Raw genomic sequence first — 14298 nt, 5'->3', positions numbered from 1 at the left:
CCGAGGAGGACCGCCCATGGACACTGCGCCGATTCCCGGTGACAGTGCTGCCCCGAAACCACCCTTGCGGGCTCTCACGGAGAGGGAGAGGGACCTGCTCGCCTTCGAACGCCAGTGGTGGCGTTACGCGGGAGCCAAGGAGCAGGCCATCCGCGAGGCGTTCGACGTCTCCGCCACCCGTTACTACCAGTTGCTCGGCGAGCTCATCGACAGACCGGAGGCCCTCGCCCACGATCCGATGCTGGTCAAGCGCCTGCGCCGGCTCCGTGACGCCCGCAGGCGCGACCGCGCCGCCCGGAGGCTCGGCCTACGTCCCTGATATCCGGGTACGGCCGGAAAGCGCCTTGTGCACCCCGCCCCGCCCCGCCACGGTGGGGCGAGGCGCCGGCCGGGCGATGGCAGGGACGGAAGATTCCGAAGGACGAGGCCGCGACGCATGACTGAAGGACTGGAAGCGATCCTGGCCGATCCCGCCGGAGCGGTGATCGGCCTCGACTTCGACGGCACGCTCGCCCCGATCGTGCCCGATCCCGAGGCGGCCAGGATCCACCCGGCCGGTCCCGGGGTGCTGGCCAGGCTCGGTGACCTGGTCGGCTCCCTGGTGATCGTCACCGGGCGCCCCGCCGGCACGGCCGTGGAGTACGGCTCGCTGGCCGGGGTGCCGGGACTGGTCGTGCTCGGCCACTACGGGCTCGAACGCTGGGAGGCGGGCCGGCTCACCGCCCCGCCCGCCCACCCCGGCCTGGCCCGCGTCAGGGCCGAGCTTCCCCGGATCGTCGCCGGGTTCGACGGGGTCAGGATCGAGGACAAGGACCGGGCGGTGGCCGTGCACACGCGGCGGGCCGCCCATCCGCAGGCCGCGCTCGACGCGCTGCGCGGGCCGGTCGCGGAGCTGGCCGCCGGGACGGGGCTGGCTGTCGAGCCGGGCAAGTTCGTGCTGGAGCTCCGCCCGCCGGGAACGGACAAGGGAGTCGCGCTCGGCGCCTTCCTGCGGGAGCGTTCGGCGCGCTCGGTGCTGTTCGCCGGGGACGACCTGGGCGACCTGGCGGCGTTCGCGGCCGTGCGGGCGTCCGGGCTGCCCGGCGTGACGGTGTTCAGCGGCTCGGCCGAGCTCAGTGTGGAGGCCGACATCGTGGTGGACGGGCCCACCGGGGTGGTCGAGCTCCTCGGCTCGATCGCCGACGCGCTCTCGGTGTCGCGGTCCGCGTAGCGCGGAAGGCGCGCTCCGGCGGCCCGAGCCGCTCACCGGCCCCGAGCCGCGGCGTCGCGATCAGGGCGGCGTCAAGTGAACGGCAAGTGGAGGCCGATAGCTTTCCCGGCATGAGAAAGCGCTCCATCGTCCTCGCCGCCATGGCAGGCGCCGCCGTCCTCGCCGCTCCCGCGGCGGCCTCCGCGTCCACGGCCGGCCCGGCCTCCGAAGTCTCCTCCGGCGTGAAGACCGTGTCCTTCCGCGGCATGCACCTGAAGGTGCCCTCCGGCTGGCAGGTGCACCGCGACGGCGACTGGATGCTGGTGCAGACCGGCGCGTGCGAGACACCGGCCTATTTCGCCCCCAAGTGCAGGGGCTTCTGGATCCTCGGCCCGAAGGCGATCAAGTACGGCAAGGAGGGTTTCGGCCCCTACACCGGCGAGCAGCCGTTCTACCCGGCCAGCGACGTGCAGCGCTGCCCGTTCAACGGCAAGCACGGCCAGGTGATCGGCAAGCCCACCGCCCTCGGCCTGCGCCAGGTCGGCCGCGGGCACAAGGCCAAGTACGTCTCCTGGTTCGGCCGGTGCGTGAAGTACGGCAACGGCGAGCAGACGGCCACCTTCGACCAGCGCGAATGGTTCCTGCCCACCTCGAAGGTCCTCGTGGTGGACGTGTGGAAGACCCCGGGGCTGTCGAACATCCTCAAGCACGCCACCTGGAGCTGAGCCGGACCGGCGGGCGGCGGGGGCGCGTCTCCGGCCCTCGTCCGGGCGGTGTCACCGGCCGGCCGTCAGCACCCCGCCGACGGCCAGGCCGATGAGGGCGGGGACGAGGAGGAACGCCTGCCGGGTACCGAACCCGTCGGCCAGCGCGCCGAGCAGGAACGGCCCGGCGCCGACCGCGAGGCCGGAGAAGACCGAGGCCGCGGCCGACGCCCGGTCCGGCCGGCCGCCGGAGGCGTCCAGCACGCGGGCCAGCGCCAGCGGGAAGTGCAGCGAGACGCCCAGCCCGGACAGCGCCACGCCCAGGTAGGACAGGACCGGGTTCCCGCTCGCCCACAGGAGCGCCCAGCCCCCGCAGGTGAGGGCGAGCGCGCCCACCAGCAGGGGAGCCGGCGAGATCCGCAGGGCCAGCCGGGCCCCGCCCCAGCGCCCGGCCGCGATGCCCGCGGTGAACGCGGTCAGCGCGGTCGCCGCCGCGGCGGCCGAGAGCCCGGTCTGGGCGGAGACCAGCTCGGCCGCCCAGAGATTGAAGGAGAACTCCAGCGCGACGCAGCAGAACAGCACCGCGCCGGCCAGGTAGAAGCGCCCCCCGAAGCGCCCCTTCTCCGCCGGGCCGGCGGTGACCTCGAAAGCGGCCCCGGCGGTCTCCTTCGGGGGAATCCAGACACGGCCCATGACGAGGGCGAGCAGGACGGTCACGATCGGGGTCATCAGCAGCGCCACCCGCCATCCCAGCGCGCTCTGCGCGGCGAAGCTGACCACGAACGGCACCGCGATGCCGATGGTCACGCCGACGGCGTTGGCCTCGCTGATCGCCGCGGCGCCCGCCGGGCCGTGATGGTCGCTGAGCGCGGCCATGCCCGCGTAGAGGGTGATCGAGGCCATCCCGCTGGCGATGCCGTACCCGAGGAGGGTGACCGGCAGGGCCTCGCCGGCGGCCACCAGCAGAACTCCGGCGTTCATCCCCGCCAGGCCGGTCCAGGTGACGGCCCGGCGGCCGATCCTGCGGGTCAGCCAGGGGAGGGCCAGGCCGGTGAGGACGGCGCCGGCGGCCATCGCGGTGCCGTGCAGCCCGGCGACCGCCTGGGTGACGCCCTGGTCGATGCGGAGAAGCGGCAGGGCCGCGCTGAGGCCGTACAGGTAGGTGGCGAAGGCGGCGAGCTGAAGATAGATGAGCCAGGTGGCACGATCACGGGTCAGCCGGACATGCGTGATCGTGGTCACTGCGTCTCCCCCGAGCGGACGAAAGTTGAAATGTCCACGAAAACTATCTCACTGGGGTAGGAATCTCGGCGAGCGGCCGGTCACCCGGAGGGCGGGGAGGTCACTGCAGGGCGGTGAGCTGCTCGGAGAACCAGCGGTGCGGGGGGAGCGCGGTGGCCGCGGCGGTCAGCCGGGCACCGCGGCGCGCGCGTTCCTCCTCGGGCATGACCAGCCCCTGGTGCAGGGCCGCGGCCGTGGCCGAGACGTCGTAGGGATTGATCACCAGCGCGTGCTCGCCCAGCTCCGCGGCGGCCCCCGCCTCACGGGACAGGACCAGCGCGCTGCCCGGGGAGAGGATCGGCCCCTCCTTCGCCACCAGGTTCATGCCGTCGCGGATCGGGTTGACCAGCAGCACGTCGGCCAGGCGGTAGGCGGCCAGGGAGCGCGGGTAGTCGTCGTTGACGTTGAGGATCAGGGGATCCCAGTCCTCGGTGGCGTACTCGTCCTCGATCTCCTTGGCGCAGCGCTGCACCGCCGCGGTGTACTCGCGGTATTCGGGCAGGTCGTGCCGGGACGGGTAGGCGAAGGCCAGGTGGACCACGCGGCCGTGCCACTCCGGATGCGCGCCGAGGAACTCCCGATAGGCGCTCAGTCCCCGGACGATGTTCTTGGACAGCTCGGTCCGGTCGATCCTGACGATCAGTTTCCGGTCGCCGACCTGGTCGCGCAGGGCCGCCATGTGCGACTCGACGTCGGGCTCGCTCGCCCGCGCCCAGAGCGCCTCGCCGTCCACGCCCAGCCCGTGCACGCCGATCCGGGTGGTCCGCCCGGCGTGGGAGACCGTACGGCTCACGCGGTCGACCGCGGCGCCGAGCAGCCGCTCGCAGCAATCCATGAAGGCGCCCGCCCAGCGCGCGGTCAGGAAGCCCGCGTGGTCGGCGCCCAGCACGCCTTCGAGAACCTCGACCGCCACGTCGTCGGGAAGCAGGGCGAAGTACTCCGGAGGAGCCCACGGAGTGTGCGAGAAGTGCGAGATCCGCAGGTCGGGGCGCTCGACCCGGAGCATGGCCGGGGTGAGGGTCAGATGGTAGTCCTGCACCATGATCCGGGCACCGTGCCCGGCCTCCTCGGCCAGCGCCAGTGCGAACGCCGCGTTGTAGGACTGGTAGGACTCCCACTCGCGGCGGAAGCGCGCGTCGAAGTGCGGCGTGTTGGGCGTGTCGTAGAGCAGGTGGTTGACGAACCAGAGGGTGGAGTTGGCCACCGCGTTGTAGGCCCGGTGGAAGGTGGCCGGGGGGATGTCGAGCATCCGCAGGGCGCCGGTGTCGTAGCCCGCGTGGTCGAGGCGGCCGCCGGGCGCCTGCCGTACGGCGGCGCGGTCGCCGTCGGAGAGGGCGGCGCAGACCCACAGCACCTTCAGGTCCCTGGCCACCTCCGACAGGCCGGAGACCAGCCCGCCGCCGCCCCTGCGCATGGTCAGCGAGCCGTCCTCGGACGTGGTGAATGAGAAGGGGCCACGGTTGGAGGCCACCAGGATCGCGTTCATGGGCTTCCTTAGCCGGCGGACATGCTTGCCACGAAGGTTAACCTTCCATGACCTGCGACCGTAGGATGTGCAGCGACTGTGACCGCTGATGGGGGCTCGTGATGGCGCTGGACGAGACGACCGAGGAACTGGCCCGTACGGCCGCCCGCGGCGACCACCGTGCCCTGGGAGAGCTGCTCAAACGGATCGAGCCCGACGTGCTGCGGCACTGCGGCCGGATCCTGCCCTACCGGCAGGACGCCGAGGAGGCGAGCCAGGACACCCTCCTGGCGGTGGCCCGCAACATCGGCCGCTTCGAGGGCCGGGCCAGGTTCAGCACCTGGCTGCACATCGTGACCGCCAACTGCGCCAGGACCACCTACCGCTCGCTGAAGCGCCGGGCCGCCGAGCAGAGCTCCGACGAGCTGCCGCTGCAGAAGCCCGACGTCGCCCGGGTGAGCGTGATCGCGGGCTCCCGCCTGGACCTGCTCGACGCGATGGAGGCCCTGGAGGCCGACAAGCCCGAGCTGGCCCAGGCGCTGGTGCTGCGCGACATCTGCCAGCTCGACTACAACGAGGTGGCCGAGCAGCTCGGCATCCCCCTCGGCACCGCCAAGTCCCGCATCCACCAGGCCCGCAAGTACGTGCAGGGGGCCCTGGGCGACGCCTACGGGTTCCGCGCCTGAGAACCGGCGCGGACCGCCCCCGGGGACCTCGGACCGACCGGCGTCGTCCATCAGGTAACACATCGCGTCTCGCCAAGTGAGATGGGGGGCCGAGAAGCGGAACGGGCGAGGTAGAGTGAATGCGACCTGCTCGCCAGGTCGATAACTTCATATGTGCTCATCCAGAGGGGTGGAGGGACCGGCCCTGCGAAGCCCCGGCAACCCTCCCGGTTCAAGACTCGTGATCTGACGAGGTCGGCCGGGACAGGTGCCAATTCCGGTCTGCGACCAAGGTGGCCGCAGACGAAGATGAGGGAAAGGCCTCGCTTCATGGCGCTCACGACCGCTGAAACCTCCTCCGCTCTCGCCCTGGACTTCGGTCCCGCCGTCGCACTGTCCTGCCGGGAGTGCGGAGCCCGCTACGACCTCGGCCCCAGCTTCGCCTGTGCCGAGTGTTTCGGTCCTCTCGAAATCGCCTACGAGTTCCCGAAGGTCACCCGCGAGCAGATCGCCGCGGGGCCGACCAACATCTGGCGCTACCGCTCGCTGCTCCCGGTCCCGGTGGACGTGACGGCCAAGCCCAACATGGCCCCCGGCTGGACCAAGCTGGTCAAGGCCGACAACCTCGCCCGGGAGCTGGGCCTGCGCTCCCTGCACGTGAAGGACGACTCCGGCAACCCCACGCACTCCTTCAAGGACCGCGTGGTGGCCATCGCCGTCGAGGCGGCCCGCAACTTCGGCTTCCACACCCTGTCCTGCTCCTCCACCGGCAACCTCGCCGGGGCGGTCACCGCCGCCGCCGCCCGCGCCGGCCTGGACGCCTGCGTGTTCATCCCCGCCGACCTGGAGCAGGCCAAGATCGTCATGGCCTCGGTGTACGGCGGGCGGCTCGTCGGCATCGACGGCACCTACGACGACGTGAACCGCTTCTGCTCCGAGCTCATCGGCGACGAGCTGGGCGACAAGTGGGGCTTCGTCAACGTCAACCTCCGCCCGTACTACGCGGAGGGCTCCAAGACGCTGGCCTATGAGATCGCCGAGCAGCTCGGCTGGCGGATCCCGGACCAGATCGTCATCCCGGTGGCCTCCGGCTCCCAGCTCACGAAGATCGACAAGGGGTTCAAGGAGCTGATCGCCCTCGGCCTCGTCGAGGAGAAGCCATACAAGATCTTCGCCGCCCAGGCCGAGGGGTGCTCCCCGGTCTCGGCCGCGTACAAGGCGGGCCACGACGTGATCCGGCCGGTGAGGCCGGACACGATCGCCAAGTCGCTGGCGATCGGCAACCCGGCGGACGGTCCCTACGTCCTGGACATCGCCCGGCGCACCGGTGGCGCGGTGGAGGACGTCACGGACTCCGAGATCGTCGAGGCGATCCGGCTGCTGGCCAGGACCGAGGGCATCTTCGCGGAGACCGCGGGCGGCGTCACCGTCGGCGTGCTGCGCAAGCTGGCCGCCGAGGGCAGGCTCGACCCCGACGCCGAGACGGTGGTCCTCAACACCGGGGACGGCCTGAAGACCCTCGACGCGGTGGCCGACCAGGCGCGGCCCACGGCGGTCATTCGCCCGTCCCTTGACGCATTCCGTACGGCTTTCGCATAAGAACTCCTGAAAGGTCCGCTGCCATGACTGTTTCTGTACGGATTCCGACGATTCTGCGCACATATACCAACGGCTCCGCAGAAGTGAGCGGGCAGGGCGCCACCCTCCGCGAGGTCCTGCAGAAGCTCGACGCCGACTTCCCCGGCATCGGCGCGCGCATTCTTGATGAAACGGGCAAGATTCGTCGTTTCGTCAACGTCTATGTCGGTGAAGAGGACGTCCGTTTCGCGGACAATCTCGACACCGCCACACCGGACGGCGTCCAGATCTCCATCATCCCGGCGGTCGCCGGGGGTTAGTCCCGACGCCCAGGGCGCCCCTCCCGCGCCCCCTGCAGAGCGCCTCCACAGGCGTCCCGCAGAGTCCTCATGGCGCTGCCGTGGCGCTTCCGCGGCGCTTACCGACACCCGCACCGGCCCGGCCGCGTGCGGGTGTCGTGCTTTGTGGCGGCAGGTCACCGGTGTGGCCAATGAAATAATACAAAATTGAACTAACTAATCGTGATAGCAAAACTCTGTTACGTATGAAAATGGCTTCTAAAGCATTAGTCAGTGATTGACTCTGTTGCCCCACGGTGTCTCACAGGTATGGTCGAGAACGATCGACGCGGGCGGTGTCTCCGCCTCGGAGGTCGAGGGCTGCGCGAGTGGAATGGGCGTGGTTCTCAAAGTCCGGTAAGAGGAGTCGGAAGTGGCGCAAGGCACCGTCAAATGGTTCAACGCGGACAAGGGCTACGGCTTCATCGCGGTAGACGGTGGTAAGGATGTGTTCGTCCATTACTCCGCGATCATGATGGATGGCTACCGTGCGCTCGAGCAGGGCCAGCGGGTCGAGTTCGAGATCACTCAGGGTCAGAAGGGTCCCCAGGCGGAGTCCGTCCGGGCCGTCTGAGGCGGTCATCCGCCGCAGCGTGGAGAACTGCCGGTGGATCCCCGCGGCAGCGCAGTCCGCGTGGGTCTCCGCACATGTCGGCCCGGCCCGCCATCTCGCGGCGGGCCGGGCCCTCGCATTCCCGGGGTTGTTTCCTGCTCGCTTTCGCTGATTGCCGGGTTCCGTCGCCCGATCACATCCCTGTTTCCGGCCGGGTCCGCTGCCGCCCGCTTCGCTCTGAGCTGAGTGCAGGTCAGGATGGTCGACGCTTGCACTCGGCAGGGTAGAGTGCTAAACAGTTCGTTGGCACTCTCTGTTCGAGAGTGCCAAATCTGGATCGAGGCGATGGGGCCCGCCGAACGGAGTCGCGGGTCCACATGCCGTCGCGGGCGTCGGCTCGATCCGGTGCACGCCACCCCGTGTTTGGGAGGTCTAGCCGTATGGCAGCCAAGATGATCGCGTTTGACGAGGACGCCCGGCGCGGTCTCGAGCGCGGTATGAACCAGCTCGCGGACGCCGTCAAGGTGACCCTCGGCCCCAAGGGCCGTAACGTCGTGCTGGAGAAGAAGTGGGGCGCCCCCACGATCACCAACGACGGTGTCTCCATCGCCAAGGAGATCGAGCTCGAGGACCCGTGGGAGAAGATCGGGGCCGAGCTCGTCAAGGAAGTCGCCAAGAAGACCGACGACGTCGCGGGCGACGGCACCACCACCGCCACCGTGCTCGCTCAGGCGCTGGTCCGTGAGGGCCTTCGCAACGTCGCCGCCGGCGCCAACCCCATGTCCCTGAAGAAGGGCATCGAGGCCGCCGTCGAGCGCGTCTCCGAGGAGCTCTCGAAGCTGGCCAAGGACGTGGAGACGAAGGCGCAGATCGCCTCCACTGCCTCCATCTCCGCGGGCGACGCCCAGATCGGCGAGATGATCGCCGAGGCGATGGACAAGGTCGGCAAGGAAGGCGTCATCACCGTCGAGGAGAGCAACACCTTCGGCCTCGAGCTCGAGCTCACCGAGGGCATGCGCTTCGACAAGGGTCTCACCTCGATGTACTTCGTGACCGACCCCGAGCGCATGGAGGCCGTCCTCGAGGACCCGTACATCCTGGTCGTCAACTCGAAGGTCTCCGCCAACAAGGACCTGCTCCCGGTTCTCGACAAGGTCGTGCAGGCCGGCAAGCCGCTGCTGATCATCGCCGAGGACGTCGAGGGCGAGGCCCTGGCCACCCTGGTCGTCAACAAGATCCGCGGCCTGTTCCGCTCGGTCGCCGTCAAGGCCCCGGGCTTCGGTGACCGCCGCAAGGCCATGCTGGGCGACATCGGCATCCTGACCGGCGCCCAGGTCATCAGCGAGGACCTCGGCCTCAAGCTGGAGTCCACCACGCTGGACCAGCTCGGCCGCGCCCGCCAGGTCATCGTCACCAAGGACGAGACCACCATCGTCGACGGTGCCGGCGACGCCGAGCAGATCGCCGGCCGGGTCAACCAGATCCGCGCCGAGATCGAGAACACCGACTCCGACTACGACCGCGAGAAGCTCCAGGAGCGTCTCGCCAAGCTGGCCGGCGGCGTCGCCGTCATCAAGGCCGGCGCGGCGACCGAGGTCGAGCTCAAGGAGCGCAAGCACCGCATCGAGGACGCCGTCCGCAACGCCAAGGCGGCCGTCGAGGAGGGCATCGTCCCCGGCGGTGGCGTGGCCCTGCTGCAGGCCGGCGCCAAGGCCTTCGACAAGCTGGAGCTCTCCGGCGACGAGGCCACCGGTGCCGCGATCGTCCGCAAGGCGCTCGAGGAGCCGCTGAAGCAGATCGCCGTCAACGCCGGCCTCGAGGGCGGCGTCGTGGTGGAGAAGGTGCGCAACCTCACCCCGGGTGAGGGCCTCAACGCCGCCACCGGCGAGTACGTCAACATGTTCGAGTCGGGCATCATCGACCCGGCCAAGGTGACCCGTTCCGCTCTGCAGAACGCGGCGTCCATCGCGGCGCTGTTCCTCACCACCGAGGCCGTCATCGCCGAGAAGCCCGAGAAGGCCTCTGCCGCCCCCGCCATGCCGGGCGGCGGCGACATGGACTTCTAAGTCCGGCGCCAGCTCAGAGAAGAGGCCGGTCCCGCCACGGGACCGGCCCTTTCTTTTTCCCCGGTGCGGCACGCCGCACCGGGGGATGGCGACAACCGGGCCGGTACGGCGGCTCAGCCGGCCAGCTCGGCCGGCAGCTCCTTGGCGTGCAGCACGGTCAGGGACGTGACCGCACGGGTGAGCACCACGTACAGCCGGGCCAGGCCCCGGGGTTCGGCCGCCACGATGTCGGCGGGCTCGACCACGATGACGTGGTCGTACTCCAGACCTTTGGCCAGGGTGGCGGGCACGACCAGCAGCCGGTGCTCCTCGACCGAGTCAGGGGAGAGCACGCGGTGGTCGAGGTGGGCGAGCATCCCGGCGACGGCCTGCACCGAGGCGTCGGGGACGATGACGCCGATCGAGCCCTCCCGGGACAGGGCCCGGCCCGCGGCCTCGGCCAGGGCGGCGGCCAGGTCGGGTGCGGGCCGCACGGACAGCGAGCCCGCGCCGGGGCGGAGCGACCGGGGCGCGGCCAGGTCCGGGGCGACGGCGGGCAGCAGCCGGGCGGCGTAGTCGAGGATCTCGCGGGGGACGCGGAAGCCGAGGGTCAGCTCGGTGACCGCGCCGTCGGCGAAGCCCAGGTGGGCGAGGACCTCCGTCCAGGAGCGGGCCGACCAGGGAGTGGTGCCCTGGGCGATGTCGCCCAGCACGGTCGCCGAGCCGGTACGGCACCGCCGCCCGAGCGCGCGCAGCTGCATCACCGAGAGGTCCTGGGCCTCGTCCACGACCAGGTGGCCGAGGACCGGAGTCCGCTCGATCATGTCCCCGAGCTCGTCCATCAGCGCGCCGTCGGCCGCCGACCACTTCGCCGAGCGGAACGACTTGGCCGGTTTGGCCCAGATCAGGGCGGCCCGCTCGTCGGCGGTGAGGTCGTGCCTCGCCGCCGCGGCGAGGAACTCCGCATCGCTGAAGAGCCGGTACAGCACCTGGGCGGGGGTGAGCTTGGGCCAGACCGCGTCCACCACCTGACGGACCGGCTTGGAGCGGGCGACCGCGTCCTGCACGCGGTCGTCGGGGGACTCGCCGCGCTGCTCCATCCGGACGAGGATCTGGTGGGCCAGCCGCTGCGCGAGGGCCGCGCGGCCGGGGCCGTACCGGGTGGTGCCGCGCAGCGAGGCGACGATCTCGCGGACCTCGTGGTCGGCGACCCGGTAGCGGTTGACCCCCTTGGTGAACAGCACGCCCTCGGCCGGCTTGACGATGTGCATCCAGAGCGCGCGCTCCAGTACCGGCACGATCCTCGCGTCGCCCTTGATCGCGGAGACCGCCGGGTCCTCGGGTGCGGAGTGCTCGCCGAGGATGCCCGCGACCGTGGTCTGGTCGACCTTGACCTCGCCCAGCGCGGGGAGCACCGAGGAGATGTAGGACAGGAAGGCCCGGTTGGGCCCGACGATCATCACGCCGGAGCGGGCGAGCTTCTCCCGGTGGGTGAAGAGCAGATAGGCGGCCCGGTGCAGGCCGACGGCGGTCTTGCCGGTGCCCGGCGCGCCCTGCACGCACACCGTCTGCCCCAGCTCGGCGCGCACGATCTCGTCCTGGTCGGGCTGGATGGTCGCGACGATGTCGCGCATCGGGCCGGAGCGGGGGCGCTCGATCTCCTCGGTGAGGATCTTCGACTGCTGGAGGGCCTCGCCCTGGCCGAGGTGCTCGTCCTCGAAGGCGGTCAGCTCGCCCCCGTGGTAACCGAACCGGCGGCGGCGCGAGACGCCCATCGGATCCGACGGGCTGGCCTGGTAGAACGCCCGGGAGACCGGGGCGCGCCAGTCGATGACCAGGGGGCGGCTGCGGTCGTCGTGGACGTGCCTGCGTCCGACGTAGATGGTGGAGGGCAGGTCGTCGTCGGCCGAGCGGTCGAGGCGGCCGAAGAAGAGCGGCGTGCCCGCATGATCGGCGAGCGCCGCCACCCGCTGGTCCAGCAGCGCCTGCAGGATCTGCTGGGAGACCCAGTCGCCGGCGGCGTCGGAGGAGAGGGACTGGGCGTGTTCGCGCATCGCGCGCAGGGCGGCCCTGGAGACGGCCAGATGATCGCGTTCGGCGGCGAGGGCCGCCGCGGGGTCGGCCCCGGCTTCGGGCGCCGGAGACGGGGCGGGGTCTATGTCGGGGGCCAGCTGGTCTGCGGGCATGCGAAAGCGCCTCCCATTCGGTAAACGGAGGTGGTGGTCATCAGGCAGCGAATTGACCAGCTTACCGAGGGCCCTCACCGGTCTCAAAAGGATTAACCCGGAGTGAGGAGCGGGCCCCGGGGGTATCTCCGAGGCCGTGCGGATCTCCATCGTGATACCGACCGTGGCCAATGCGCTGCTCGCGACGCTCTGGATCCTGTCGGTCTTCGCGGGCTGGGGGACGAAGGCCTTCTGCTCCGACGAGGGCTGCGCCGGCCGGATGAACGGGGTCGCACTGTTCTCGGGCCTGTTCGCCGCCACCGCGGCCGGCTGTACGGCGGCCGCCTGGCTGCCCCCGGGAGCCCGCCGCGACGAGAGACGCCTGATGAGACTCACGGGGGCCGCCCTGATCGCCTGGACGGCCGCCGAGGGCACGTTGTTCGCCGGAGGGATGATCGTTAAGTAGCCACCCCATAACTGTCGGTCATTCTTCATGAAACAGCGAAAAAGGCGGGCATACCCGGTGAAATGCGCGGATCATAGGGTATGCCGCCACAGGTCATCACGACCCAGCGAGGGGGTGGTTTGTTTGTCGAGGACCCGCGGTATCTCGTGGATCTGATTCGGACGATCGATGTGCTCGTCCCGCGGCCTAGTCGCCGGCGAGCACGTCGTCCGCATCGATGATCTGGTACGCGTATCCCTGCTCGGCCAGGAACCGCTGCCGGTGCGCGGCGAACTCCTGGTCGACGGTGTCCCTGCTCACCACGGAGTAGAACCGGGCCCCGCCCCCGCCGGACTTGGGGCGCAGCACCCGGCCCAGCCGCTGGGCCTCCTCCTGCCGTGACCCGAAGGTGCCGGAGACCTGGACGGCCACCGACGCCTCCGGCAGGTCGATGGAGAAGTTGGCCACCTTCGAGACGACCAGGACCTGGATCTCCTTGTCGCGGAAGGCCTGGAAGAGCCGTTCGCGCTCCTTGACCTTGGTCTCCCCCTTGATCACCGGTGCGCCCAGGTGCTCGCCCAGCTCGTCGAGCTGGTCGATGTACTGGCCGATGACCAGCACCTGCTCGTCCGGGTGCCGCCTGACCAGGGCCTCGGTGACCCGCGTCTTGGACGGCGTGGTCGCGCAGAACCGGTAGCGCTCCTCGGAGTCGGCCATCGCGTAGGCGAGCCGCTCCTCGTCGCTGAGCGTGACCCGCACCTCGACGCAGTCGGCCGGGGCGATCCAGCCCTGGTTCTCCATCTCCTTCCACGGGGCGTCGTAGCGCTTGGGGCCGATCAGCGAGAACACGTCGCCCTCCCGGCCGTCCTCGCGCACCAGCGTCGCGGTCAGCCCGACCCGCCTCCTGGCCTGCAGGTCGGCGGTCATCCGGAAGATCGGCGCGGGCAGCAGGTGCACCTCGTCGTAGATGATCAGGCCCCAGTCGCGCGCGTCGAACAGCTCCAGGTGCCGGTAGACGCCCTGCCGCCGCGTCGTCATGACCTGGTAGGTGGCGATGGTGACGGGCCGGATCTCCTTCTTGGTTCCGGTGTACTCGCCGATCTCGTCCTCGGTCAGGGAGGTCCGCCGGAGCAGCTCCTGCTTCCACTGGTGCGCCGAGACCGTGTTCGTCACCAGGATCAGCGTGGTGGCCCTGGCGTGCGCCATCGTCGCCGCGCCCACGATCGTCTTGCCCGCCCCGCAGGGGAGCACGACCACGCCCGAACCGCCGTGCCAGAACGCCTCGGCCGCCTCGCGCTGGTAGGAGCGCAGCTCCCAGCCGTCCTCGGCCAGCTCGATCGGGTGGGCCTCGCCGTCGACGTAGCCGGCCAGGTCCTCGGCGGGCCAGCCCAGCTTGAGCAGGAGCTGCTTGATGTTGCCGCGCTCGCTCGGATGGACCGCCACCGCGTCGCCGTCCAGCCGCTCGCCCAGCAGCGGCTGGATCTTCTTCGAGCGCAGCACCTCCTCCAGCACGGCCCGGTCGGTGCTGGTCAGCACCAGCCCGTGGACGGGGTGCTTCTCCAGCCGGAGCCTGCCGTACCGCGCCATGGTCTCGGCGATGTCCACCAGCAGGGCGTGCGGCACCGGGTAGCGGCTGTAGCCGATCAGCGCGTCGATCACCTGCTCGGCATCATGCCCCGCGGCCCGCGCGTTCCACAGCGCCAGCGGGGTCACCCGGTAGGTGTGCACGTGCTCGGGCGCGCGCTCCAGCTCGGCGAAGGGCGCGATCGTCTTACGGCACTCATCGGCCTGCTCGTGGTCGACCTCGAGCAGGAGGGTCTTGTCGGACTGCACGATCAACGGGCCATCGGCCACGGAATCTCTCCCTCGT

13 protein-coding genes and 1 riboswitch are annotated in these 14298 nt (G+C 70.5%); of the genes, 9 read left to right on the top strand and 4 right to left on the bottom strand.

Features of this window, described 5'->3' with window-relative positions; genetic code table 11:
• Positions 1-16 precede the first annotated feature (16 nt).
• The 3 genes from HS041_RS01640 (at position 17) to HS041_RS01630 (ending at position 1914) form a co-directional block, all read left to right on the top strand.
• Complete coding sequence (locus HS041_RS01640) at positions 17-319, top strand: DUF3263 domain-containing protein (protein ID WP_196438748.1); 303 nt, start codon at positions 17-19, stop codon at positions 317-319.
• Positions 320-436: 117 nt separating this feature from the next.
• Positions 437-1210, top strand: a complete 774-nt coding sequence (gene otsB / locus HS041_RS01635) for a trehalose-phosphatase (RefSeq protein ID WP_196438747.1) — start codon at positions 437-439, stop codon at positions 1208-1210.
• Between the two features lie 110 nt (positions 1211-1320).
• On the top strand, positions 1321-1914 hold the full coding sequence (locus tag HS041_RS01630) for a hypothetical protein (protein ID WP_196438746.1): 594 nt from the start codon (positions 1321-1323) through the stop codon (positions 1912-1914).
• A gap of 51 nt (positions 1915-1965) precedes the next feature.
• On the opposite strand, the gene HS041_RS01625 is transcribed toward HS041_RS01630, so the two are convergent.
• Complete coding sequence (locus HS041_RS01625) at positions 1966-3135, bottom strand: MFS transporter (RefSeq protein WP_196438745.1); 1170 nt, start codon at positions 3133-3135, stop codon at positions 1966-1968.
• A gap of 100 nt (positions 3136-3235) precedes the next feature.
• A complete protein-coding gene (locus HS041_RS01620) occupies positions 3236-4660 on the bottom strand; it encodes an alpha,alpha-trehalose-phosphate synthase (UDP-forming) (protein WP_196438744.1) in 1425 nt (474 codons plus the stop codon).
• A 101-nt stretch (positions 4661-4761) separates the two neighbouring features.
• Here HS041_RS01620 and HS041_RS01615 point away from each other — a divergent pair, with 101 nt between their 5' ends.
• From HS041_RS01615 to groL, 5 genes are all read left to right on the top strand, one after another.
• Entirely contained in the window at positions 4762-5325 is a 564-nt protein-coding gene (locus HS041_RS01615; RefSeq protein ID WP_196438743.1) for an RNA polymerase sigma factor, read from the top strand.
• A 154-nt stretch (positions 5326-5479) separates the two neighbouring features.
• Positions 5480-5620: riboswitch (SAM riboswitch) on the top strand.
• A gap of 14 nt (positions 5621-5634) precedes the next feature.
• Positions 5635-6903 carry a threonine synthase gene (gene thrC, locus HS041_RS01610; protein ID WP_196438742.1) on the top strand — a complete coding sequence of 423 codons (1269 nt, stop codon included), beginning with the start codon at positions 5635-5637 and terminating at the stop codon, positions 6901-6903.
• Positions 6904-6926: 23 nt separating this feature from the next.
• The gene (locus HS041_RS01605) at positions 6927-7202 is read left to right on the top strand and encodes a MoaD/ThiS family protein (RefSeq protein WP_196438741.1); all 276 of its coding nucleotides are present in this window, start codon (positions 6927-6929) and stop codon (positions 7200-7202) included.
• Positions 7203-7593: 391 nt separating this feature from the next.
• Positions 7594-7794 carry a cold-shock protein gene (locus HS041_RS01600; protein ID WP_012895270.1) on the top strand — a complete coding sequence of 67 codons (201 nt, stop codon included), beginning with the start codon at positions 7594-7596 and terminating at the stop codon, positions 7792-7794.
• Positions 7795-8213: 419 nt separating this feature from the next.
• The gene (gene groL, locus HS041_RS01595; RefSeq protein WP_196438740.1) at positions 8214-9839 is read left to right on the top strand and encodes a chaperonin GroEL; all 1626 of its coding nucleotides are present in this window, start codon (positions 8214-8216) and stop codon (positions 9837-9839) included.
• A gap of 113 nt (positions 9840-9952) precedes the next feature.
• On the opposite strand, the gene HS041_RS01590 is transcribed toward groL, so the two are convergent.
• Positions 9953-12004 carry a HelD family protein gene (locus HS041_RS01590; RefSeq protein ID WP_196438739.1) on the bottom strand — a complete coding sequence of 684 codons (2052 nt, stop codon included), beginning with the start codon at positions 12002-12004 and terminating at the stop codon, positions 9953-9955.
• Positions 12005-12140: 136 nt separating this feature from the next.
• Here HS041_RS01590 and HS041_RS01585 point away from each other — a divergent pair, with 136 nt between their 5' ends.
• On the top strand, positions 12141-12449 hold the full coding sequence (locus HS041_RS01585; RefSeq protein ID WP_196438738.1) for a hypothetical protein: 309 nt from the start codon (positions 12141-12143) through the stop codon (positions 12447-12449).
• A 186-nt stretch (positions 12450-12635) separates the two neighbouring features.
• Here the strand turns inward: HS041_RS01585 and HS041_RS01580 are convergent, their stop codons facing one another.
• Entirely contained in the window at positions 12636-14282 is a 1647-nt protein-coding gene (locus HS041_RS01580; RefSeq protein WP_196438737.1) for a DNA repair helicase XPB, read from the bottom strand.
• Positions 14283-14298 lie beyond the last annotated feature (16 nt).

The organism is Planomonospora sp. ID67723, from assembly GCF_015711605.1.
GTDB lineage: Bacteria > Actinomycetota > Actinomycetes > Streptosporangiales > Streptosporangiaceae > Planomonospora_A.
The sequence above is the reverse complement of the archived record's forward strand: the minus strand, read 5'-3'. Positions and strand labels throughout refer to the sequence as shown.